Origin of the sequence: Novosphingobium album (ex Liu et al. 2023) (assembly GCF_029076845.1) — a bacterium.
Taxonomy (GTDB): domain Bacteria; phylum Pseudomonadota; class Alphaproteobacteria; order Sphingomonadales; family Sphingomonadaceae; genus Novosphingobium.
On record NZ_JARESE010000001.1, the window covers coordinates 159,549 to 180,416 of the forward strand.

The 20,868-nt window shown below is 68.4% G+C and carries 30 protein-coding genes; 11 read left to right on the forward strand and 19 right to left on the reverse strand.

Annotated elements, in window-relative coordinates:
- The 12 genes from tolB to hisB all read right to left on the reverse strand — a co-directional run bounded on the left by tolB (position 1) and on the right by hisB (position 8,083).
- Positions 1 to 1,425, reverse strand: a complete 1,425-nt coding sequence (gene tolB, locus PYV00_RS00665; RefSeq protein WP_275226306.1) for a Tol-Pal system beta propeller repeat protein TolB — start codon at positions 1,423 to 1,425, stop codon at positions 1 to 3.
- Positions 1,422 to 2,396, reverse strand: a complete 975-nt coding sequence (locus PYV00_RS00670; protein ID WP_275226307.1) for a hypothetical protein — start codon at positions 2,394 to 2,396, stop codon at positions 1,422 to 1,424. Before PYV00_RS00670 ends, tolB begins: the two co-directional genes overlap by 4 nt.
- Before the next feature lie 10 nt (positions 2,397 to 2,406).
- The gene (locus PYV00_RS00675; RefSeq protein WP_275226308.1) at positions 2,407 to 2,868 is read right to left on the reverse strand and encodes an ExbD/TolR family protein; all 462 of its coding nucleotides are present in this window, start codon (positions 2,866 to 2,868) and stop codon (positions 2,407 to 2,409) included.
- Positions 2,868 to 3,578 carry a protein TolQ gene (tolQ, locus tag PYV00_RS00680; RefSeq protein ID WP_275226309.1) on the reverse strand — a complete coding sequence of 237 codons (711 nt, stop codon included), beginning with the start codon at positions 3,576 to 3,578 and terminating at the stop codon, positions 2,868 to 2,870. The genes PYV00_RS00675 and tolQ overlap by 1 nt, the downstream gene beginning before the upstream one ends.
- A 3-nt stretch (positions 3,579 to 3,581) precedes the next feature.
- Complete coding sequence (locus PYV00_RS00685) at positions 3,582 to 4,055, reverse strand: YbgC/FadM family acyl-CoA thioesterase (RefSeq protein WP_275226310.1); 474 nt, start codon at positions 4,053 to 4,055, stop codon at positions 3,582 to 3,584.
- Between the two features lie 97 nt (positions 4,056 to 4,152).
- Positions 4,153 to 4,530, reverse strand: coding sequence for a histidine triad nucleotide-binding protein (locus PYV00_RS00690; protein WP_275226311.1), 378 nt, complete (start codon positions 4,528 to 4,530; stop codon positions 4,153 to 4,155).
- Positions 4,531 to 4,547: 17 nt separating this feature from the next.
- Positions 4,548 to 4,871: a phosphoribosyl-ATP diphosphatase gene (locus PYV00_RS00695; RefSeq protein ID WP_275226312.1), complete on the reverse strand. Its 324-nt coding sequence runs from the start codon at positions 4,869 to 4,871 to the stop codon at positions 4,548 to 4,550.
- A 100-nt stretch (positions 4,872 to 4,971) separates the two neighbouring features.
- Positions 4,972 to 5,163, reverse strand: a complete 192-nt coding sequence (locus tag PYV00_RS00700; RefSeq protein ID WP_275226313.1) for a PEP-CTERM sorting domain-containing protein — start codon at positions 5,161 to 5,163, stop codon at positions 4,972 to 4,974.
- A 116-nt stretch (positions 5,164 to 5,279) separates the two neighbouring features.
- Complete coding sequence (hisF, locus tag PYV00_RS00705) at positions 5,280 to 6,038, reverse strand: imidazole glycerol phosphate synthase subunit HisF (RefSeq protein WP_275226314.1); 759 nt, start codon at positions 6,036 to 6,038, stop codon at positions 5,280 to 5,282.
- A gap of 83 nt (positions 6,039 to 6,121) precedes the next feature.
- Positions 6,122 to 6,850 (reverse strand): 1-(5-phosphoribosyl)-5-[(5-phosphoribosylamino)methylideneamino]imidazole-4-carboxamide isomerase, encoded by a 729-nt coding sequence (gene hisA, locus PYV00_RS00710; RefSeq protein WP_275226315.1) that lies wholly within the window; start codon positions 6,848 to 6,850, stop codon positions 6,122 to 6,124.
- Position 6,851: 1 nt separating this feature from the next.
- The gene (gene hisH, locus PYV00_RS00715) at positions 6,852 to 7,481 is read right to left on the reverse strand and encodes an imidazole glycerol phosphate synthase subunit HisH (protein ID WP_275226316.1); all 630 of its coding nucleotides are present in this window, start codon (positions 7,479 to 7,481) and stop codon (positions 6,852 to 6,854) included.
- Between the two features lie 8 nt (positions 7,482 to 7,489).
- Positions 7,490 to 8,083 carry an imidazoleglycerol-phosphate dehydratase HisB gene (gene hisB, locus PYV00_RS00720; protein WP_275226317.1) on the reverse strand — a complete coding sequence of 198 codons (594 nt, stop codon included), beginning with the start codon at positions 8,081 to 8,083 and terminating at the stop codon, positions 7,490 to 7,492.
- 173 nt (positions 8,084 to 8,256) lie between these two features.
- Between hisB and PYV00_RS00725 the strand changes: the two genes are divergently transcribed.
- From PYV00_RS00725 to PYV00_RS00755, 7 genes are all read left to right on the forward strand, one after another.
- Complete coding sequence (locus tag PYV00_RS00725; protein WP_275226318.1) at positions 8,257 to 8,760, forward strand: SspB family protein; 504 nt, start codon at positions 8,257 to 8,259, stop codon at positions 8,758 to 8,760.
- A gap of 31 nt (positions 8,761 to 8,791) precedes the next feature.
- Entirely contained in the window at positions 8,792 to 9,346 is a 555-nt protein-coding gene (locus PYV00_RS00730) for a hypothetical protein (RefSeq protein WP_275226319.1), read from the forward strand.
- A gap of 47 nt (positions 9,347 to 9,393) precedes the next feature.
- Positions 9,394 to 10,053: a guanylate kinase gene (gene gmk / locus PYV00_RS00735; protein WP_275226320.1), complete on the forward strand. Its 660-nt coding sequence runs from the start codon at positions 9,394 to 9,396 to the stop codon at positions 10,051 to 10,053.
- A 264-nt stretch (positions 10,054 to 10,317) separates the two neighbouring features.
- A complete protein-coding gene (gene dapD / locus PYV00_RS00740) occupies positions 10,318 to 11,154 on the forward strand; it encodes a 2,3,4,5-tetrahydropyridine-2,6-dicarboxylate N-succinyltransferase (RefSeq protein ID WP_275226321.1) in 837 nt (278 codons plus the stop codon).
- A 95-nt stretch (positions 11,155 to 11,249) separates the two neighbouring features.
- A complete protein-coding gene (locus PYV00_RS00745) occupies positions 11,250 to 11,456 on the forward strand; it encodes a hypothetical protein (RefSeq protein WP_275226322.1) in 207 nt (68 codons plus the stop codon).
- Position 11,457: 1 nt separating this feature from the next.
- On the forward strand, positions 11,458 to 11,874 hold the full coding sequence (locus tag PYV00_RS00750; protein ID WP_275226323.1) for a DUF1810 domain-containing protein: 417 nt from the start codon (positions 11,458 to 11,460) through the stop codon (positions 11,872 to 11,874).
- A 17-nt stretch (positions 11,875 to 11,891) separates the two neighbouring features.
- Positions 11,892 to 12,326, forward strand: a complete 435-nt coding sequence (locus PYV00_RS00755; protein ID WP_275226324.1) for an ion channel — start codon at positions 11,892 to 11,894, stop codon at positions 12,324 to 12,326.
- Between the two features lie 31 nt (positions 12,327 to 12,357).
- On the opposite strand, the gene PYV00_RS00760 is transcribed toward PYV00_RS00755, so the two are convergent.
- The 3 genes from PYV00_RS00760 to PYV00_RS00770 form a co-directional block, all read right to left on the reverse strand.
- Positions 12,358 to 13,098 carry a hypothetical protein gene (locus tag PYV00_RS00760; RefSeq protein ID WP_275226325.1) on the reverse strand — a complete coding sequence of 247 codons (741 nt, stop codon included), beginning with the start codon at positions 13,096 to 13,098 and terminating at the stop codon, positions 12,358 to 12,360.
- 342 nt (positions 13,099 to 13,440) lie between these two features.
- Complete coding sequence (locus PYV00_RS00765; RefSeq protein WP_275226326.1) at positions 13,441 to 13,956, reverse strand: SRPBCC domain-containing protein; 516 nt, start codon at positions 13,954 to 13,956, stop codon at positions 13,441 to 13,443.
- A complete protein-coding gene (locus PYV00_RS00770; protein WP_275226327.1) occupies positions 13,956 to 14,819 on the reverse strand; it encodes a TIGR03620 family F420-dependent LLM class oxidoreductase in 864 nt (287 codons plus the stop codon). Before PYV00_RS00770 ends, PYV00_RS00765 begins: the two co-directional genes overlap by 1 nt.
- A 199-nt stretch (positions 14,820 to 15,018) precedes the next feature.
- Between PYV00_RS00770 and PYV00_RS00775 the strand changes: the two genes are divergently transcribed.
- The 3 genes from PYV00_RS00775 to PYV00_RS00785 all read left to right on the forward strand — a co-directional run bounded on the left by PYV00_RS00775 (position 15,019) and on the right by PYV00_RS00785 (position 18,348).
- On the forward strand, positions 15,019 to 16,611 hold the full coding sequence (locus PYV00_RS00775) for a GMC family oxidoreductase (protein WP_275226328.1): 1,593 nt from the start codon (positions 15,019 to 15,021) through the stop codon (positions 16,609 to 16,611).
- Between the two features lie 8 nt (positions 16,612 to 16,619).
- Positions 16,620 to 17,117: a hypothetical protein gene (locus PYV00_RS00780; RefSeq protein ID WP_275226329.1), complete on the forward strand. Its 498-nt coding sequence runs from the start codon at positions 16,620 to 16,622 to the stop codon at positions 17,115 to 17,117.
- A 118-nt stretch (positions 17,118 to 17,235) separates the two neighbouring features.
- Complete coding sequence (locus PYV00_RS00785) at positions 17,236 to 18,348, forward strand: potassium channel family protein (protein WP_275226330.1); 1,113 nt, start codon at positions 17,236 to 17,238, stop codon at positions 18,346 to 18,348.
- Here PYV00_RS00785 and PYV00_RS00790 read toward each other — a convergent pair.
- The gene (locus PYV00_RS00790; protein ID WP_275226331.1) at positions 18,327 to 18,680 is read right to left on the reverse strand and encodes a Rieske (2Fe-2S) protein; all 354 of its coding nucleotides are present in this window, start codon (positions 18,678 to 18,680) and stop codon (positions 18,327 to 18,329) included. The genes PYV00_RS00785 and PYV00_RS00790 overlap by 22 nt on opposite strands.
- A 122-nt stretch (positions 18,681 to 18,802) precedes the next feature.
- Here PYV00_RS00790 and PYV00_RS00795 point away from each other — a divergent pair, with 122 nt between their 5' ends.
- Positions 18,803 to 19,111 (forward strand): alkylphosphonate utilization protein, encoded by a 309-nt coding sequence (locus PYV00_RS00795; RefSeq protein WP_275226332.1) that lies wholly within the window; start codon positions 18,803 to 18,805, stop codon positions 19,109 to 19,111.
- Positions 19,112 to 19,147: 36 nt separating this feature from the next.
- Here PYV00_RS00795 and PYV00_RS00800 read toward each other — a convergent pair whose 3' ends face one another.
- The 3 genes from PYV00_RS00800 to PYV00_RS00810 all read right to left on the reverse strand — a co-directional run bounded on the left by PYV00_RS00800 (position 19,148) and on the right by PYV00_RS00810 (position 20,684).
- Positions 19,148 to 19,369, reverse strand: a complete 222-nt coding sequence (locus PYV00_RS00800) for a hypothetical protein (protein WP_275226333.1) — start codon at positions 19,367 to 19,369, stop codon at positions 19,148 to 19,150.
- 92 nt (positions 19,370 to 19,461) lie between these two features.
- Complete coding sequence (locus PYV00_RS00805) at positions 19,462 to 19,911, reverse strand: COG3650 family protein (RefSeq protein ID WP_275226334.1); 450 nt, start codon at positions 19,909 to 19,911, stop codon at positions 19,462 to 19,464.
- On the reverse strand, positions 19,908 to 20,684 hold the full coding sequence (locus PYV00_RS00810; RefSeq protein ID WP_275226335.1) for a DUF72 domain-containing protein: 777 nt from the start codon (positions 20,682 to 20,684) through the stop codon (positions 19,908 to 19,910). The genes PYV00_RS00805 and PYV00_RS00810 overlap by 4 nt, the downstream gene beginning before the upstream one ends.
- Positions 20,685 to 20,868 lie beyond the last annotated feature (184 nt).

The following is a 20,868-nucleotide window of genomic DNA, read 5'->3' on the forward strand; positions in this document are numbered from 1 at the left end:
TCAGGGCCGGATCGGCCCCCATGCCGGGTCGGATGCGCCGACCGGCGTGGGCAGCTTGCGTTCGTTGCGGCCGGTGAGATCGACTTGCCAGATCGAGGTCAGGCCGGAATCGCGCGTGGTGCGGAAGAACTGGATGATGCGCCCGTTGGGCGACCAGGTCGGTGCCTCGTCCTGCCAGCTATCGGTCAGATAGCGCATTCCGCCGCCATCGGGCCGCATCACCGCCACGCGCAAGTTGCCGGCGATGTGGGTGAAGGCGATCTGATCGCCGCGGGGGCTCCATTCGGGCGTGGCCGAACGGCCGCCGAAGAAGCTGATGCGGCGCTGGTTCGATCCATCCGCGTTCATCACATAGACCTGCTGGCTGCCCGAACGATCGCTTTCGAACACGATCTGGCCGCCATCGGGCGAATAGCTGCCGCCGATGTCGATGCCGGGCGTATCGGTCAGCCGCTGGGCCGCGCCGCCGCCGGCGGACGAGATGCGATAGATGTCGGTATTGCCGCTGGTGGCCATCGAATAGAGGATCCACTTGCCATCGGGCGACCAGCGCGGGGCGAACGTGGGATTGGTGTTGCGGGTGATGAGCTGCTGCGTATCGCTCGCCAGGTCATAGACATAGATGCTCGGCTGGCCGTTGAGGTACGACAGGTAGAGGATCTTGCGATAATCGGGCGAATAGCGCGGCGTCAGCGCGGTGGCCTGCCCGCTGGTGAGATAGCGGTGATTGGCCCCGTCCGAATCCATCACCGCCAGCCGCTTCATCCGATGCCCCTTGGGCCCGGTTTCGGCGATATAGGCGATGCGGCTGTCGAAGAACGGGCTCTCGCCCGAGAGGCGCGAATAGACAAGGTCGGAGCACTTGTGCGCCGCGCGCCGCCAGTCCGCCGGCGCGACCACCCAGCCGCCCTTGGCCAGCGGCTGCTTCAGCGCGACGTCATAGAGATAGCAGCCCACCGTGATCTGCCCGTCGGCATTGGCGCGGACATAGCCCTGCACCAGCATGTCGGCGCTGCGCATGGACCACACCGGATAGTCGGGCGCCTGCACTTGCGCATAGGCCGGCTGCGGCAGGCCCTGCGGCCCGGAAGGTTTGAACAGCCCGTTGTTCTTCAGGTTCGCCGCGATGATCTGCGAAAGCGCGCGGCCCAGATCGGCGGTGGTGCCGGCATTGGTGCGCGTGGGCACGTCCGCGTCGGTGGCGAACGTGGTGATGGCGATGCCCAGATCCTGCCACTCGCTCTCGTCCGAGACCGATCCGGTCAACCCGCCGTCCTCGGCCACGGCGACGCCGGTGTCGGGGCCGGCATCCGGGCTTGCCGTCGCGGCCGGCGAGGTGGCGGCGGCGGGCGCATCCTGCGCCGTGGCCGGCACCGCCCCGGCAAGCGCCAGCAGGAGGACGAGCGAAAGAGTTCGGGCGGTCATTGCGAAAGCCTTTTGTCGAAGCGGAATTCCGATACGCGCTTCCACGCATCGTAGTATTCGGCCGGGAGATTGAAAGGAGCGGCAAGCTGGACGGCGCGCACCGCCTGTTCGGCATGGCGCTGCGCCTGCGCGCGATTGACCTCGTTGATGCCAAGCTGGCGCACGACGCGCGGCGTTCCGGCCAGCGTGCCATCCTTGTTGAGCGTGAAGGCCAGGATCGTCACCAGTTCCTCCGCCTCCGGCCCTTGCGGCGCTTGCCAGTGCGGCTTGAGCTGGCGCGAGATGGCACCCGCCAGCGAAGATCGCACCGCCGGGCCGATCGCGGCGGCCGGCGTGCTGTTCGAACGCGTGGCGGACTGGGCGCCCGGCACGCCTTCCAGGAAATCGTTGCCAATGCGGCTGCCGCCCGGCCTGGCCACGGGCCTGGTCGCGGTGTTCGCGCCGGGCCGCGTGGCCGGCTTGGCCACGGGCTTCTGGGCCGGCTTGGCCGCAGGCGCCGCAGCGGGCTTCGCCGCCGGCTTGGCCACCGGCCTGGGCGCGGGCTTGGCGACCGGCCTGGGCGGCGCGGGGCGCGCGGTTGGCCGGGGGACGGGCTTGGCCACGGGCTTCACCACCGGCCGGGGCTGCGGCCTGGGTTCGGGGCGGGGTTCGGGGCGCGGTTCCGGCCGCTCGACCGCGCGGGGCGCCGGCGGCTCGGGCTTGGGCTCGGCCGGCGCGGGTTCGGCCGCTTCGGGCGCGGGCGCCGCCTCGCCGATCTCGGGCGCGACATCGGGCGCGGCCTGCGCTAACGGATTGGGCGACGTGGAAGTCAGGCCCGCATCGTCGCTGATGGTCACTTCGATGCGCTCGGGCGGGGGCACCACCAGCGCGCCTTGGGGACGCAGCAGGAGAACGGCCACAAGCGCGCCGTGCGCCAGAAGCGCGATGCCCAGACCCAGGCTTTCCTCTCTGCGAAGCGCGAGCACTGCCATCCTTGCCGGGCTAGCGCTGGCCGCCTGAACCGCCGCTGACATCGGTCACCAGCGAGATCGAGGTGAAGCCGGCACGGTTCAGTTCCCCCATCACGCCCATGACCGTGCCATAATCCAGCGCCTTGTCGGCCCGCAGCGTGACCAGCGGCGGCTTGCCGTCCGGGCCGGGCGGTACGTTGGCCAGCCGGTCGGCCAGCTCGCCGGGCGCAAGCTGCGCGGTATCGACGAAGATCGCCCCGTCGCGGCGTAGCGTGATGGTGATCTGGCGCGCTTCCTCGGCCATGGCCTTGGCCCGGCTTTCGGGCAGCTCGATCGGCACCGCCGCCTTCAGCAGCGGCGCCGTCACCATGAAGATGATCAGCAGCACCAGCATGACGTCCACCAGCGGCGTCACGTTGATTTCCGCCATCGGCGCGCGGCCGCCGCGCGCGCGGCGCCGGCCGCCACGGCCGCCGGTGAAGCCCATCGCCATCAGCCCTGCTCCAGCTGGCGCGTCAGCGCCGACAGGAAGCGATCGGCAAAGCGCTGCATCCGCGCCTCGAACGCGTTCACCCGGTGCGAGAAGCGGTTATAGGCGATCACCGCCGGAATGGCCGCGAACAGGCCGATGGCCGTGGCGAACAGCGCTTCGGAAATGCCCGGCGCCACCACCGCCAGCGACGAGTTCTGCTGCTGGCCGATCTGGAAGAAGCTGTTCATGATGCCCCAGACCGTGCCGAACAGGCCGACGAACGGCGCCACAGAGCCCACCGTGGCCAGGAAGTTGAGCCGATCGGCCAGCTTGTCGGCCTCTTCGGCCACCGTGGAGTTCATCGCCATGCCGATGCGCTGGCGCGCGCCTTCGGGATCGACCGATTTCATGCCGGCGTTGCGCCGCCATTCGGCCAGCCCTTCGCCGGCGACCTTGCCCAGCGGCACGTTGGCGCGCCCGCGCTCCTTCTGGAACGCCTCGAAATTGGGCGCGTCCCAGAAATCCTCCTCATAGGCGTCGGACCGGCGGCGCACGCCGCCCATCCGCAGCGAGAAGGAGATGATGATCATCCAGGTCCACACGCTCGACAGCAGCAGGCCGACCATGACCACTTGCACGACGATATCGGCATCGAGGAACAGCTTGACCGGATTGAGCCGGTCCGGCGCGCCGGCCGCGCCGATCGCGGCCATGAGCAGATCGAAAGTCATGGATTATCTTCCCGAAGGTGAAACATCGCCCGAAGGCGGAACAAGGGCGGCGAAAGCCTGCCGCCAGGCATCGGGCTGGCGGCGCGGCCGGCCGTCCGGCCCGATGAAGCCAAGCCGCAGCCGCGCCTCGCACAGCCGCGTGTCCTTGCGCCAGGCCGATTGCAGCATGACGCACGAGGCCCGGCCGATCGCCTCGGCCCGCGTCTCGATCATGACGGCATCGCCCAGCCGGGCCGGCGCGAGATAGCGGATCGTCACCTCGCTCACCGTATAGCCCCCCACGCCCGTGTCGAGCGCGGCGCGCTGGTCGATCCCCAGGAGTTCGAGGATGTCCGACCGCGCCCGCTCGAACCAGCGCAGGTAGTTGGCGTGATAGACCACGCCGCCGGCATCGGTGTCTTCATAGAACACCCTGAGGGCATAGCGATGGACCTGGCCTTCAAGGATACCTGCCGGGGGTTCGGGAAATGACGTCATGGACGGCCGTGTTTAACGACCGCGCGCCGGCCTGCCTAGCCGGCGTGCGCCGTCCACGGCGTTTGCGCCACGGCTCGGCCGCGCCGCGGCGGGCCGTTCAATCCGCGATCATCTGGAAGAACTGGCGCCCGCCGAAGATGTGGACATGCAGGTGCGGCACTTCCTGATGGCCATGCCCGCCCATGTTGATCATCAGCCGATAGCCCGGCCCATCCAGTTCGAGCTGGCGCGTGACCGCGCCGACCGAGCGCATGAAGCCGGCGATTTCGGCATCGGAGGCCTTGGCGGTGAAATCGTCCCAGCTCACGTAGGCACCCTTGGGGATGACCAACACGTGGATCGGCGCTTGCGGACGGATATCGTTGAAGGCGAGCGCGTGCTCATCCTCGTAGACCTTGCTGCACGGCAGCTCGCCGCGCAGGATCTTCGCGAAGATGTTGTTCGCGTCATAAGGCTCGCGGGGGTCGATCGGCATGGTCGGCCTTTCTGCTGTCAGGGGTTTCGCGCGGCTTTTTCGGCGATGCCGGAGGTGCCCTCGCGCCGTTCCAGCTCGGCCATGACATCGGCGAGCGCCACGTCCTTCGCGCCCAGCAGCACCATGAGGTGGAACAGCAGGTCCGCCGCTTCGCCGACCAGCGATTCGCGGCTCTCGGTCAGCGCGGCGATCACTGTCTCGGTAGCTTCCTCGCCCAGCTTCTGCGCGATCTTGCCCAGCCCCTTGGCATGGAGCCGGGCGACATAGCTCGATTGCGGATCGGCACCGCGCCGCGCGGCAATGGTCGCTTCGAGGCGGGCCAGAGTATCGGGAGCCGTCATCGCCCACGGCCATGCGTTGCCCGCGCGCGCCGGTCAAGCCCGGGTTGGGCGGTGGTCGCGAAATGCGCGGAAGAGCGCATTTCCTGGCAGCGCCGCCCCTTCAATCCTTGTCGCGCTTGCTCGCGATGCGGCGGCCGACCACCAGCCCGGTGATGCCCAGCGACAGCAGCACGATCGAATTGGGTTCGGGCAAGGCCGTGACGCCGGCCGCATAAGCGGGCGAAGCCGTCAGGGCCGCGACCAGCAGCGCCGGCACGCCGCGGACCAGAGGAAAAGAGAACGTTCGGACCATCATGCCATCAAGGTTAACGCAAACCCCGTGCCATATAGGCGAATGCCGCGCTGCAACACGGATGCGTTAGTTAACGCGCAAGGCGGAGCCAGCCGCCTTGTCAGAAATTCCGACACTCAGCCGCGCGCGGGCAGTCCGGCGGCGCGCAGCGCGGCATGGGCCTCGGCGATCGAATGCTTGCCGAAATGGAAGATCGAGGCGGCCAGCACCGCGCTGGCATGGCCCTGCGTCACCCCGGCGACCAGATGGTCAAGCGTGCCGACGCCGCCGCTGGCGATCACCGGAACCGGGACCGCGTCGGCGATCGTTCGGGTGAGCGCAAGGTCATAGCCGCTTTGCGTGCCATCGCCGTCCATCGACGTGACCAGCAGTTCGCCCGCGCCGAGCGCCGCCAGCCTGATCGCGTGCTCGACCGCGTCGATCCCGGTAGGGCGCCGTCCGCCGTGGGTGAAGATCTCCCAGTGATCGCCCTGCCGGCGCGCATCGACCGAGGCGACGATGCACTGGCTGCCGAAGCGCTCGGCGATCTCGCCCACCACTTCGGGCCGGGCGACGGCGGCCGAATTGACCGCGACCTTGTCGGCGCCCGCCAGCAGCAGCGCCCGCGCGTCTTCCGCCGTGCGCACGCCGCCGCCCACGGTCAGCGGCATGAAGCACACCTCGGCCGAGCGCCGAACGATGTCGAGCAGCGTGCCGCGCCCTTCATGACTGGCGGAAATGTCGAGGAAGCACAGCTCGTCCGCGCCGGCCGCGTCATAGGCGCGCGCCTGCTCCACCGGATCGCCCGCGTCCTTGAGATCGACGAAATTGACACCCTTGACCACGCGCCCGTCGGCGACATCGAGGCAGGGAATCACGCGGATGCGGACCGTCATGCAATCTCCACAAACACCCCCTCCCTTTCAGGGAAAAGGTTGCCTCCATACAAGCCCTCTCCCCTTCAGGGGAGAGAGCAGCGCTACGCCGCTTCGGCCATGCGAATCGCGGTCGCCAGGTCCAGCCGCCCGTCATAGAGCGCGCGGCCGGTGATGACGCCTTCGATCCCGTCCCCGGCGTGCAGCGCCAGCAGGCGGATATCGTCAAGCCCCTTGACCCCGCCCGAGGCGATCACCGGCAAGTCGGTGTGGCGCGCCAGTTCCACCGTCGCGTCGATGTTGCAGCCCTTCAGCAGCCCGTCGCGGCCGATATCGGTGAACAGCAGGCTGGCGACGCCCGCATCCTCGAACCGGCGCGCCATATCGACGATCGAGACATCGGAGACTTCGGCCCAGCCCTCGGTCGCGACCATGCCGTCGCGCGCGTCGACCGCGACGACGATGCCGTTTTCCCATTCCTTCGCCATGTCGCGCACGAATTGCGGGTCTTTCAGCGCGGCGGTGCCGATCACCACGCGCGCGACGCCGAGGTTGAACCAGCCTTCCACCGCCTCGGGCGTGCGGATGCCGCCGCCAAGCTGGACATAGCCGGGAAACACCGCGAGGATCGCCTCGACCGCCTCGCGGTTCTGCGCCGCGCCGGCAAAAGCGCCGTCCAGATCGACGACATGCAGGTATTGCGATCCCGCCTCGGCGAACAGCATGGCCTGCGCCGCCGGGTTGTCGCCATAGACGGTGGCGCGCGCCATATCGCCTTCGGCCAGCCGCACGACCTGGCCCTGCTTGAGGTCGATGGCGGGAAAAACGATCATCTCACGGCTTCCATTCGAGGAAACGGGACAGCAGCGCGAGGCCATAGGCCTGGCTCTTTTCCGGGTGAAACTGCACGCCCACCACATTGTCGCGCGCCACCGCCGCGACAAGGCCGCCGCCATGATCGGTCATCGCCGCGACCGTGCGGCCATCATCCGGGGCGAAGTGGTAGGAGTGGAGGAAATAGGCCTCGCCCGCTTCCACCAGCCCGCTTGCCGGATCGTGCAGGCCGGGCGAAACGTCGTTCCAGCCCATGTGCGGCACCTTGATCGCCGGATCGGTCCGCTCGATCAGGCGCACTTCGCCCGCGATCCAGTCCAGCCCCTCGGTCTCGCCGTGCTCCAGCCCGCGCGTGGCGAGAAGCTGCATCCCGACGCAGATGCCCAGGAATGGTGCCCCGCCGACATGCACGCGCTCGGTCATCCCCTCGACCATGTGGGGAATGCCCCAGAGCCCGGCAGCGCAAGCCTTGAACGAGCCGACGCCGGGCAGCACGATCCGGTCGGCCGCGCGCACCACGTCGGGATTGGCGGTGACGGTGACGTGCGGCGCGCCCGCCGCCTTGAGCGCATTGGCCACCGAATGCAGATTGCCCGCGCCGTAATCGATCAGGGCGAGAACCTCAGCCACGGCGCGACTCAGCCACCGAGCTGGCCCTTGGTCGAGGGGATCGCCCCGCCCTTGCGCGGATCGAGCGTGACCGCCGCGCGCATCGCGCGGGCAAAGCCCTTGTAGATCGCCTCGCAGATGTGGTGGTTGTTCTGGCCATAGAGCAGTTCGATATGCAGCGTGATGCCGGCAGCGTGCGCGATCGAGTGGAACCAGTGCTCGAACAGCTCGGTATCCATCTCGCCAAGGCGTTCCTGCGTGAACTTCGCGTGCCACACGAGGTAGGGCCGGCCCGAAATGTCGAGCGCGACGCGCGCCAGCGTCTCGTCCATCGGCGAATAGGCCGAGCCGTAACGGCCGATCCCGGCCTTGTCGCCCAGGGCCTGGTCGATCGCCTGGCCGATGGCGATGGCGCTGTCTTCCGTGGTATGGTGCTGGTCGACATGGAGATCGCCCTTGATCGTGCAGGCGATGTCGACCAGCGAGTGGCGCGAGAACTGCTCGATCATATGATCGAGAAAGCCGATGCCGGTGGAGACCGAAAAGGCGCCGGTCCCGTCGAGGTTCACTTCGACGGCGATGTCGGTTTCGTGGGTTTTGCGGTTGATCCGGCCAGTGCGCATGGGGTGGCCTATAGTGCGGCGCGTGCCGGAATCAATCTTGGCGAGAGATCGGGCGAATTTTGCCCCCTGGCCGGCGGTTAAGTTAACGTGACTATGGAAAAGTGCAGGGAATCGTCAAAATTGAACGGCAAATCAGCTTGACCGGAACATATGCGATGCGCACCTAGGGCCCGATGACCGACACCACGCCCGACAGCCTGATCCCTTACGATGAAATCGTGCAGGAAGCCCTGCGCGCGGTGGTGGGGCGCGTGCTGGGCCAGGTCGAGGCGTCGAGCGGCACGCTGCCGGGCAGCCACCACTTCTACATCACCTTCAAGACGGCCGCGCCCGGCGTTTCGGTGCCCAAGGAACTGCGCGAGCGCTTTCCCGACGAGATGACGATCGTCCTGCAGAACAAGTTCTGGGATCTCAACGTCAGCGACACCGGCTTTTCCGTGGGGCTGAGCTTCAACCAGATCCCGGCCAAGCTGGTGGTCCCGTTCGCCGCGATCACCGCTTTCGTCGATCCGGCGGTCGATTTCGGGCTGCAGTTCCAGGCCATGGTCGATGATGAGACGGCCAGCGCGAAAAGCGCCGCGGAAAACGACGGCGCGGAACGCGATGTCGTTTCGCGCATTTCCCCCAGCGAGGATGGATCGAACGTGGTTTCGGTCGACTTCGGCAAGAAGAAGTAACCGGGCGGTGGACCCGGAAACGGGTGAACCGATGGCGAAAGCAAGGCTCAAGCTGAAACCCGATGCCGCGGTCGCGGCGGTACCTGATGCCGCGGTCGCGGTGGCGAAGGACATTGCCGCCAAGGGCAAGACCGCCGCCGCGAAGGGAAAGGCGGTTGTCGCCAAGGGCAAGGCCAGCGCTGCCGCGAAGATCAAGGACAGCGCCAGCGACCTGCACGGGCCCAGCCCCAACCCGCACACCAACCTGGTGATCGCCGACATCGCCTTGCGCGGCGGCACGATGCTGGCCCGCCGGGCGATCGAGCGCGGGCTGCTGGGCACGAAATACGCGCCGAACAAGGCCAAGGCGATTCTCAAGGGCCGCACCATGTCCGAAACGCTGCTGCACACGGCGGTGGCGAGAGTGGCGACCAGTTCTATCCCCGGCGCGCTGCTGGTGGGCGGCGGTCTGCTGGCCAAGACGCTCTACGATCGCGGCAAGGCGCGCAAGGCGAAGCGGGAAGGCGAAGCGGCGCTGCAGGACATGGCCGAGCGCGGCGCCGCGCAAGCGATCACCCCCGGCAGCGACAACGACGCTGAGGATTGAGCGCCCAGCCCCCTTGATTTGACCGCGCCGCGTCGTCATCAGCGGGCATGGCCAGCACACTCTCCCAGAAGCCCGACACGCTCCAGCGGCGCGGGCTGATGTTGATCATGTCCTCGCCCTCCGGCGCGGGGAAGACCACGGTTTCGCGCATGTTGCTGGAACATGACGGCCACATCCGCATGTCGGTTTCGGTCACGACCCGCCCGCCCCGCCCCGGCGAAGTGGATGGCAAGGACTATTACTTCGTCGGCCAGGCCGAATTCGACCGGATGGTGGAAGACGGCGCCTTCCTCGAATGGGCTTTCGTTTTCGGGCATTGCTATGGCACGCCCAAGGCCGAAGTGAAGGCGGGCCTGCGGCAAGGGCACGATTTTCTGTTCGATATCGACTGGCAAGGCACGCAGCAGCTTTACCAGAAGCTGGAGACCGACGTGGTGCGCGTGTTCCTGCTGCCTCCCAGCATCGGCGAGCTGCGCCGCCGGCTGACCTCGCGCGGGACCGACAGCGCCGAAGTGATCGCCGGCCGCATGGCCCGCGCACAGGCGGAGATCAGCCACTGGGACGGCTATGATTATGTCGTGGTGAACGACGATATCGACACCTGCTTCGCCAAGGTGACGCAGATCCTTGCCGCCGAGCGGATGCGCCGCGCGCGCCAGACCGGGCTGATCGGTTTCGTGCGCGAACTGATGCATCCGGTGCCCTGAGAGGCTGGACGGGAAATGCGCCTCCCGGCGCATGGCGGCCCCAGCCCGCTCCTCCATCCGGCCTCCCACAGAGTATCATTCCGATGGGAGGCCGGATGGAGGAGCGGGCTGGGGCCGCAAGAAATGCGCTCTTCCGCGCATTTCCCAATAGACTCTGAGAACCGGCCACCCACACCCACCCGGCGCAACCGCCCCTTGTCCTCGCGCGGCACAGGCGATAGGCGCTGCCGCGCGCAATCACGCCTTTTTTCCGGGGAGCCCGAAATGTCCGAACTCGAAGCCGCGATCGAAGCCGCCTGGGAAGCCCGCGACGGCGTGACCCCGGCAAGCGCGGACGTGCGCAAGCTGGTCGAGGCGGCGCTGGCGCTGCTCGAAACCGGCGAGGCGCGCGTGGCCGAACCGGACGGCGCGGGCGGCTGGACAGTGAACCAGTGGCTCAAGAAGGCGGTGCTGCTCTCGTTCCGGCTCAACGACAACGTGCTCGTGCCCGAAGGATCGGCCGGCGCCCCCGCGTTCGACAAGGTGCCGTCCAAGTTCGCCGGCTGGGACGAGGCGCGCTTCCGCGCCGCCGGCTTCCGCGTCGTGCCCGGCGCGGTGGCGCGGCAAGGCAGCTTCATCGGCAAAGGCGTGGTGCTGATGCCCAGCTTCGTCAACATCGGCGCCTATGTGGGCGAAAACGCGATGATCGACACCTGGGCAACAGTGGGAAGCTGCGCGCAGATCGGCCGCAACGTGCACATCTCGGGCGGCGCGGGCATCGGCGGCGTGCTGGAGCCGCTGCAGGCCGGCCCGGTGGTGATCGAGGACAATTGCTTCGTGGGCGCGCGCGCGGAAGTGGCCGAAGGCGTGGTGGTGGGCGAAGGATCGGTGCTGTCGATGGGTGTGTTCATCGGCGCTTCGACCAAGATCGTCGATCGCGCCACGGGCGCCGTGCACATGGGTCGCGTGCCGCCCTATTCGGTGGTCGTGCCCGGATCATTGCCCGGCAAGCCCCTGCCCGACGGAACGCCCGGCCCGTCGCTCTATTGCGCCGTCATCGTCAAGACGGTGGACGCGCAGACCCGTTCCAAGACCGGGATCAACGAGCTGCTGCGCGACTGACCGGGTGCCTGCCGCGCCGCGCGGCGGAACGGCGCCGCGCCTGGGGCGTTCTATCCTTATCCCTCGCGTAACGCGGCGGATCGAGGAGAAGCGTCATGGAGCAGCACGGACAGGAAATTCACATCGACGAGGAAGCCGCGCGTGGCGGCAGCACGCCGCACATCGTGCGTTATGTCCTGATCGTCAGCATGGGGCTGGCGATCATCGCGCTTTCGACCATCTGGATCACTGGCGCGCTGACCGGCCCGCAGACTTCGGGCGAAGCGGCCAACCCCGCCCCGGCGGCCGAAATGCGCGGATAATGTGAGCGGCCTGGCGCGTTTCGTCGCGGCGCAGGCCCCGGTCTATCGGCAAGCGCTGGCCGAATTGCGCGCGGGCGAGAAGCGCGGCCACTGGATGTGGTTCATCTTCCCGCAGATCGCCGGCCTGGGCCACTCGGCCACCGCGCGCTTCTTCGCCATCGCCGACCGGGCCGAGGCGCGCGCCTATCTGGCGCATGACGTGCTCGGGCCAAGGCTGGGCGAATGCACCGATGCCATGCTCGGCTGGGCGGGCCAGCGCGATGCCGCAGCGATCCTGGGGCCGATCGACGCGCTGAAGTTCGCCAGTTCGATGACGCTGTTCGAAGCGGCGGGCGGCGATGTCCGCTTTGCGCGCGCCATCGCCGCGTTCCACGGCGGCGCGCGCGACGAAAGGACGCTGGCCCTGCTGGGCCAATAAGGGCATGGCTGGCGCCCATGGGCCAGCTTCTGAATGAATTCGCGATTTCCACGGCGATGGTGGTGCTTTGCGTGGCGGTCCACGGGCTGGGGCTGTTCACGCTCAACCGCAGGCTGCACAGCGAAGCGGCGATCGAGCGCCTGCGCCGCATCAATCCGCTTTCGCGGCGCGGCGCGGCTTTCACGCTGGCCATCGTCATTGCCATGCTGGCGCTGCACGGGATCGAGATCTGGGCTTTCGCTTTCCTCTACATGATCGTGGATGCCGTGCCGGGCCTGGAGCGCTCGCTCTATTTCTCGACGATTTCCTATTCCACCGTGGGCTATAGCGATCTGCACATCGCCGAGCGCTGGCGCCTGCTGGGCGCATTCGAAAGCATTCTGGGCATGTTCCTGATGGGCTGGTCCACCGCGTTCTTCTTCCGAATGCTCGGGCGGATCGACGCGCACTGACCGGACGCGGCAGCGGGCCACGGCCCGGCGCTCAGCCGAACATCGCCAGCGCCGCCTCGCGCTCGGCCGGATAGCGCTTCGCCACGATCGAGAGCAGCAGGCGGCGGGCTGAGCCCGCGCTGCGCTCGGCAACGCGGGAGACATAGTCCGCGCGCTGGCGGTACATCGCTTCCACCAGCGCGCGGTCATAAGTGGGATCCTCGCGCGCGAAAGCGGTGTCCACGCGCTCGACCGCTTCGGCCAGCACCCCGGCCGCGCCGCCATGCTGCACGGCGGCCGACCAGGTAGCATCGCGCACCGCCACATGGCGCGAATCGAGATCGAGCCCGGTGCGCCGCAGCACGGCAGCCACCACCGGCCGGTAATGCGTGCGCTCGATAAAGGCGTGCTGTGCCTCGGCGAAAGCATCGGGCTCCCGCGCCGCCACGGCTTGCCAGGCCGCCGCGAAGGCGGGCGAGCCCGGCGCGAGGCCGGCGAAGTCCCCCTGCCAGAGCGCGCCCTCGCCGCCCAGGAACGCCGTGACCGTGCCGGCCCGGCTGGAAAGCTGGTAGAGGCCATAGGATACGCCGCCCGGATCGCCGGTTCCGCTGGAAACCGTGCCCGGCCCGCGCGTGCCGCTTTCGAAGCGGGCGGACAGTGCGCCGAGCCGGGGCGCGGCGTCGGTCGGTTCCAGCGCCCGGTCGATCGCCCGATCGATCGCGCCCACTTCGGCCTGGGTGAACCCGCGCCCCAGGATGGCGCGAACGGCATCGAAGATCGGCTTTCTGTTCATGATATGTTCCTAACAGCCCGCCCGTCTTGTGACGGCTGCGCGGCGTGTAGGAAAGGGAAAATTGCCAGCGGCAAGACGGGAACCGCCGGCTGGTGCCACGGCCGCCCACGCGGCCCGGTACAAGCCAGCCCCCTGGCCCGGCCTGACGATCCCCTTCATCGTCGCGCCAGCGCCGGCGGCTCCAGTCGGATACGGCGACATGGCCGCCGTTCCCCAGGCCCGTCGGGATAGGCTGAAAGGGTTGCGCGATTCTTAAATGACCGGGTTTCCGCGCTTCGCCGGGACAAGCGCTGCCGGGCAGACGCCTGTCAGCAATCCCGACTCGGCGGGCTTAGGCTCAACTCAGGCCGGGCGCCCGCGCCACTTGCGTTCGGCCACCGCCTTGAGCGCGAGGTTCATCGCTTCCAGCCCTTGCCGCACCCGCTCCCCCACCGTGCGGGAGAGCAGCAGCCCCACTGGCCCGCCCATGATCTCGGCATTGGCCACCGCGCACCGCGTCGGCGAGATCTCGTCCAGTTCGACGAAGCGGAGTGCCTTGAGCATCCCGCCCAGCGACGACACCCCGTATTCGAGCAGCTCGTTCTGCCGCACGGCATAGACCTCGGCACTGCCCTTGTGCGGCTTCAGCCCCGGCACGGCGACGGTGAAGCGGATCGTCGCGCCCGGCTCGGCCGCGCCGGCGGTCTGCGTGTAGAGCGGGTTCCAGCTTCCCCAGCCCTCGAAATCGGCGATGAAATCCCAGACCAGCTCGGGCGGCGCCTCGATCGTGACGCGATGGCCCACGCAGCGTCCCTTGATCCGGCCGGGAGCCGCGCCCGCGCCCGCGAAATCATCGTCATCGCGCGGCGGCGCGGTCATTACAGCAGCGCCTTGGCCAGATCGCGCCACTGCGGCCGGAGCACGGCGAAATCGCCCACCGGCCCACCCGCGATCACCTGAAGGCAGACATGGTCCGCGCCGGCCTTGAGATGTTCGGCCACGCGCGCCGCCGCCACGCCGGCATCGCCGATCGCGAACAGCGCGTGGAGCAGCCGGTCGTCCAGGTTGTCGATCTCGGCCTCGGAAAAGGCCAGCCGCTGCCAGTTGTTCCGGTAATTGGGCAGCCGCCGGTATTGCGCCAGCGCGCCCACCGCCAGCTCGCGCGCCTTGGCCGGATCGCTTTCCAGGATCACGCCCTGCTCGGGCGCCAGCAGCTTGCCGGGGCCCAGGATCGCGCGCGCCTGCGCGGTGTGTTCCGGGCTGACCAGATAGGGATGCGCGCCCGCCGTCCGCTCGCCCGAAAGCGCGACCATCCTGGGGCCCAGCGCGGCCAGGCAGGTCTGGTCCATCGCCATCCCGGCGGCGGCGAGCCCATCGAGGAAGGCGCGGGCCACTTCCAGCGGCTTGCCCCACTGCTCGCCGATGATCGGGCCATGGCTGACGCCGAGCCCCAGCAGCGTGCGGGCCTTGTGCGCATCGGGCAGCGCGGCGAACCAGGCCGCCAGATCGGCCGGCCGGTGCCGCCACATGTTGATGATCCCGGTGGCGATCGTGGCGCGGCTGGTCACGCCCAGCAGGCGTTCGACATCGGCCGGCACGCCATCATCGACCCCACCGGGAATCCACAGCGCGCCAAAACCCAGCTCATCCAGCTCGGCGGCGGCCTCGTTCGCCTGCGCCTTGTCGCCGAAGCGCAGTTCGAGCGACCAGATGCCAACCTTGCCGACAGCGGGCACGCTCATGCCCCCACCTGCCCGGCGGCCGGCGCGTGGCGATATCCTGGCTGCATCCGTCACTCTCCCGAACGATGTCCCGCTTGCGGAAATGCCTGCAATCTGGCCCCCCGGCAAGGCGCTTCAAGCGGGTTGCGACGCACGGGTGCGCATCATCGTCGGAGCGGAGGCTTGATCGCGGGCGCGGCCGGGCCTAGCCGATGCGGCGATGGAAGAATTCGATTATATCGTCGTCGGCGGCGGCAGCGCCGGCTGCGTGCTGGCCAATCGCCTGAGCGCCGATCCGCGCAACCGCGTGCTGCTGCTCGAAGCGGGCGGCAAGGACGATTACATCTGGATTCGCGTGCCGGTGGGCTATCTCTACTGCATCGGCAATCCGCGCACCGACTGGTGCATGTCCACCGATGCCGAGGCAGGCTTGAACGGCCGCGCGCTGAAATATCCGCGCGGCAAGGTGCTGGGCGGCTGCTCGTCGATCAACGGCATGATCTACATGCGCGGGCAGGCCGCCGATTATGACGGCTGGCGCCAGTCCGGCAATCCCGGCTGGGGTTGGGACGATGTCCTGCCCTATTTCAAGCGGGCCGAGGACCATTATGACGGCGCCAGCGATTTCCACGGCGCCGGCGGCGAGATCCGCGTGGAACGGCAGCGCCTGCGCTGGGATATCCTGGAAGCCTTCCGCGAGGCGGCGACGCAATACGGCCTGCCCGCGATCGACGATTTCAACACCGGCGACAACCTGGGATCGAGCTTCTTCCAGGTGACGCAGCGCAAGGGCTGGCGCTGGAGCGCGGCCGATGCCTTCCTCAAGCCTGTGCGCACCCGCGCCAACCTGAAAGTCGTCACCGGCGCGCTGGTCGATCGCGTGCTGATCGCGCAAGGGCGCGCCGTGGGCGTCGCCTGGCGCCTGGCCAGCACGTCGCATGCCGCCCGGGCGCGCGGCGAAGTGCTGCTGGCGGCCGGCGCGATCGGCTCTCCGGCGATTCTCGAACGCAGCGGCATCGGCGATGCGCGGCGCCTGGCCGGGATCGGCATCGCCCCGGTGCTCGATCGCCCGGAAGTGGGCGCCAACTTGCAGGATCACCTGCAATTGCGCTGCGCCTATCGCGTGGCCGGCGTGCCTACGCTGAACCAGCGGGCCGGCAACCTGCTGGGCAAGGCGCTGATCGGGCTGGAATATGCGCTGCGTCGCAGCGGCCCGATGGCGATGGCACCCAGCCAGCTTGGCGTCTTCGCGAAGAGCGATCCGCGCTTCGCCACCGCCAACCTGGAATACCACGTCCAGCCGCTCAGCCTCGAAGCGTTCGGCGGCGCGCTGGATGCGTTTCCCGCCTTCACCGCCAGCGTCTGCAACTTGCGGCCCGAAAGCCGGGGGACGACGCGCATCGCCTCGGCCGATGCCGCGGCCGCGCCCAGCATCCGGCCCAATTACCTGGCCGCTGAGGAAGACCGCCGCGTCGCCGCCGAGGCAATCCGCATCACCCGCGCCATCGTCGCCCAGCCCGCGCTTGCCGCCTATGGCCCCCGGGAAGTGCGCCCCGGCCCCGCTTACCAGACCGAGGCCGATCTGGTGCGCGCCGCCGGCGAGATCGGCACCACCATCTTCCACCCGGTGGGCACGGCGGCCATGGGCAGCGTGGTCGACCACCGGCTGAAAGTCCAGGGCATCGCCGGGCTGCGCGTGATCGATGCCTCGGTCATGCCCACGATCACTTCGGGCAACACCAACGCGCCCGTCATGATGATCGCCGAAAAGGGCGCGGAAATGGTGCTCGAAGCCGCGCGCAGCCCGGAGTAGACGCGAAGATGGCGCTTTCCTCGTTCCGATCGCGCCTGCGCGCCTTCAGGATCATGCGGGGCGATCCGCCCGATCCGGGTTTCGTCGCCGATCTGGAATTCCTCGAAAACCGCGATCTCGATCTCTCGGTCAAGCTTGGCGCGGTGCTGGCGTTCAACATCCTGCTGATCACCGTGGGCACGCACCCGCTTTCGGCCAGCCCCGGCGCGCCGCTGAGCCTGGACGCGGCCAGCCATCCGCTGCTGACCATCGCCAGCGCCATCGGCCTCTCGCCCATGGTGGTATCGTGCTATTTCGCGCTGCGGGCGATCACCCACGACGAGGAGTTCGACGCCGATGGCCTGGGCGACGAGGATGCGCTGCGCCAGCGCCTGCTGGCCACGTTCGTCCATTCGATCGACACGCAAAAGGGCCTGCTGCGCCGCGCGGTGATCGCCTCGGTCGCTGGCGGCATCGTCACGCTGGCGCTCTGGGCCGTGATCCTGGCCGCCAAGATGACGGCATGACCCCGCGTCCCGAAGATGCCGACGCATCCGGGACCGATCATGTCCGGGCGCCACACGGCTGGACAACCGGCCCGTTCCCCGACAGGTTCGCGCGCACAAGGGACTTGGCCATAACGCGATGAACGGCAGGGATCACAGCATCGAGCAAGCGGCCAGCCGGGTGCTGGGCTCGCCGGTCGACAATCTCGTCCGTTCGCTGGCTTTCGTCGCCGTGGTCTTCGTGTTTTCCACCGCCGGCTTCGTCGCCGCCGGCTGGTCGGTGGGCGATGCGGCCTACATGGTCACGCTCACCATCTTCTCGGTCGGCTATGGCGAGGTCCATCCGATCGACACGCCGTGGCTGCGCGCGCTCGCCATGGCGACGATCGTGCTCGGCTGCACCGGCATGATCGTGCTCACCGGCGCGCTGGTGCAGGTCTTCGCCCATTTCCAGCTCCGCAACCTTCTCGGGATCGACCGTATGCAAAGCCAGATCGACCGCCTGACCGACCATGCCATCATCTGCGGCTATGGCCGTATCGGCCAGCAGCTCGCGCTTGAGCTGGCGCGCAGCCGCACGCCCTACATCGTGCTGGATCGCGGCGCCGCGCGCATCGCCGAGGCCGAGGCGGCGGGCCACCTCGCGCTGGCGGGCGACGCCACCGACGAGGCCGCGCTCAAGGCCGCCGGGATCGAGCGCGCGCGCGTGCTGGCCACCGTGCTGCCCGATGACGCGCTCAACGTCTTCATCACGCTGTCGGCGCGCAATCTCAACGCGCGGCTGGAGATCATCGCGCGCGGCGAGTTTCCCTCCACCGAGGGCAAGCTGATCCACGCCGGCGCAGACAAGGTGGTGCTGCCCACCCATATCGGCGCCGAGCGCATCGCCGAGATGATCGTCTATCCCACCACCGCGCGCTTCCTGGGCGAATCGCCGCAAGTGCGCGACCTCAAGCGCGGGCTCCACGAATTCGGCCTGGAGATAGAAGCCGTCACCGTGCAGGAACGCTCGGCCATGGCCGGAGAGACGGTGGGCGAAGCCGAACGGCGCGGGCACGGCGCCTATTTCGTCGTCCAGATCGACCGGGCGGGCGGCCACAGCTTCGTCCATCCGGCCGAGGACGTGCGGATCGAGGCGGGCGACACGGTGATCCTGGTCATTCGCGGCAGCCGCGTTTCAGCGGGCGCCATCTTCAGCGAGCCGATCAAGCCGGTCCGCATGGGCCGTGGCTACGGCTTTCGCCCGTCCTGATCGGGCAGGCCGACGAACACCTCCCCGCCTTCGACCCTGACCGGATAGGTCGCCAGGTCCGTCCGGGCCTTCATGCCGATGAACAGCAGCCTGGGATCGCGCTCGATCGCGCCGGTCGCCAGATCGAACCTGGCCTTGTGCAGCGGGCAGACGATCGCGCGGCCCTCGATCGCGCCCCGGCACAAGTTGAAGCCCAGGTGCGGGCACTTGCGCTGCGCCGCATAGAACGTGCCGTCCACCTGGGTCAGCAGCAGCTTGAGCCCGCCGGCCTCCACCGGCACGATCCGCCCCGCCGCCACATCGGCCACCGCCGCGACTTTCACATAGTCCATGGCTTTCCCCTTCGCGCCATTGCCGCGCGATTATGCGGGTTGCGCCGGGCACCTGTCCATAGCGGGGCTGGACATCGCCCCTTCCCGCCTGCCAAGGCACCCGGACAAGCGAAGGAACCGACATGGCAGGCGAAGACGAGGACTACATCTACGACGAGGACAGCGGCGAATGGCTGCCGGCCTCCGAACTCGCCGCGAAACGGGCGGCGGCCGACACTGTCGAAGTGCGCGACGCGGTGGGCAACCTGCTGGCCGATGGCGATCAGGTCACGCTGATCAAGGATCTGGAAGTCAAGGGCGCGGGCCAGACGCTGAAGCAGGGCACGCTGATCAAGTCGATCCGCCTGACCGGCGACCCGCAGGAGATCGACTGCCGCTATCCCGGCATCAAGGGCCTGGTGCTGCGCGCCGAGTTCGTGAAGAAGCGCTGAGACGCGGCCGGGAGAGCCGAACCCCGCTCCCGCAGGTCAATTGCCCTTGCGGCGGTGCGTGAAGAACGCGACCAGCAGCACCGCCGTCACCACCCCCACCACGCCGCCGGCGACAGAAGTGATCGTGGAGATCGCCGCCGCCGGGTCCGGCGCGTGCCAGGCGCCAGTGCGCGTCTGCACGACCATATAGGCCGCGCCGAGCATGACCAGCGCATCGATCAGCACCATGCCGACAAGCGCGCGCGTCGATTTCTTCATAGCCCCGTTCCCCCATGCCCGCACCGATGCGGAAACCATGACTTTCGCATCATCGCCAGCCGATCGGAAGAGGGCCCGTCGCGTTACGCGGATCAGGGATGTTCCGGCCCGCTGAACGGATGCGCATCCGACCAGGCGCAACCTTCCCGCGTCTCGCCGGCGACTCGCAGCGTCGCCACGAAGGGATAGCTGCGATCGGACATGCCATCGTTGCAGGTTCCGGGCGTGACCGTCATGTCGAAAGGCTTGCCGTCCAGCGTACCGCTCAGCCCCATGCCGTTGCGCCCGCCGAAGCGCTGGATCGCGATCTCCACGCCCGCCGGGTTGCCCGGCGTGGTGTAGGTCAGCCGACCGCCCTGCAACTGGCCGCCCCAGAACGGCTCGGTCCCGGTGAAACGCAGCGCTTCATCGGCCGCGATGCCGCGAAACGGTTCGCGCGAAGAGCTGTCGCCCGGCACTTCGGCATGGCCGGCACCGCCGGAATGACAAGCGCCCAGCATCGACAGCAGGGCGAGGCCGAGCAAGGCGGGAATGCGGTTCATGCCCGCGCGATATCCCCTTCGCCGCCCCGCCGCAATCGCGCGATAAGCGCTTCGGCTGCCGCTGGCGCGCGCACTTTGGCGCCGTTGATGAAGAACATGAAGACATCGCGCCCATCGGCGGCCCAGGCACGGGCCTGGGCTTCCCATCCGTCCAGCGCCGCCGCGTCATAGCCGGTCAGGCAATCCTCGCGCGCGTCCTGCAGGCGCGCATAGCTGAATGCGCCGGTCTGTTCGGCAAAGCAGGGATACCGGGGCGAATCGGCGAAGACCACGGCGACGCCCGCCGCGCGCGCCAGCGCGAAAAAGGCCGGATCATCGAACGTCTCATGACGCGGCTCGATCGCGTGGCGCAAGCGCACGCCATCCCGCGCGGCCGGAAGCAGCGCCAGGAAGGCGGCGATCTGATCGGGCTCGAACCGCTTGGTCGCGGGCAATTGCCAGAGGATCGGGCCGAGCCGGTCGCCCAGTTCGGTCAACCCCTGGCCCAGGAACTTCTCGATGCTCTCGCCCGATTGCGACAAGTCCTTGCGCTGGGTGCAAAAGCGCGCGGCCTTGAGCGAATAGACGAAACCGGCGGGCGCCGCATCGCGCCACTTGGCGAAAGTGGCGGGTTTCTGCGAGCTGTAGAACGTGCCGTTGATCTCGATCGCGGTGAGCCGGCCGGCGGCATAGGCCAGTTCGCGCGCCTGCGGCAGCCCCGCCGGATAGAACGTGCCGCGCCACGGCTCATAAGTCCAGCCGCCGATGCCCACACGAATCCCGCCTTCCGCCATGACGCCTCACCCTCACAGTTGTTCCTGATATGTTCGAAAGATCGCTGATGCTGTCAAGCCGGAAAGCACCATGCCCCTGTCATGACAGGGCAATTGCGGGCAGTGTAGCTCGGTCCTCCCCGACCGGGCGCGCGGGTGGCGGCGGAAACCGCCCCGCCAGCCCGAAACCGCAAGAGAAAGGCAC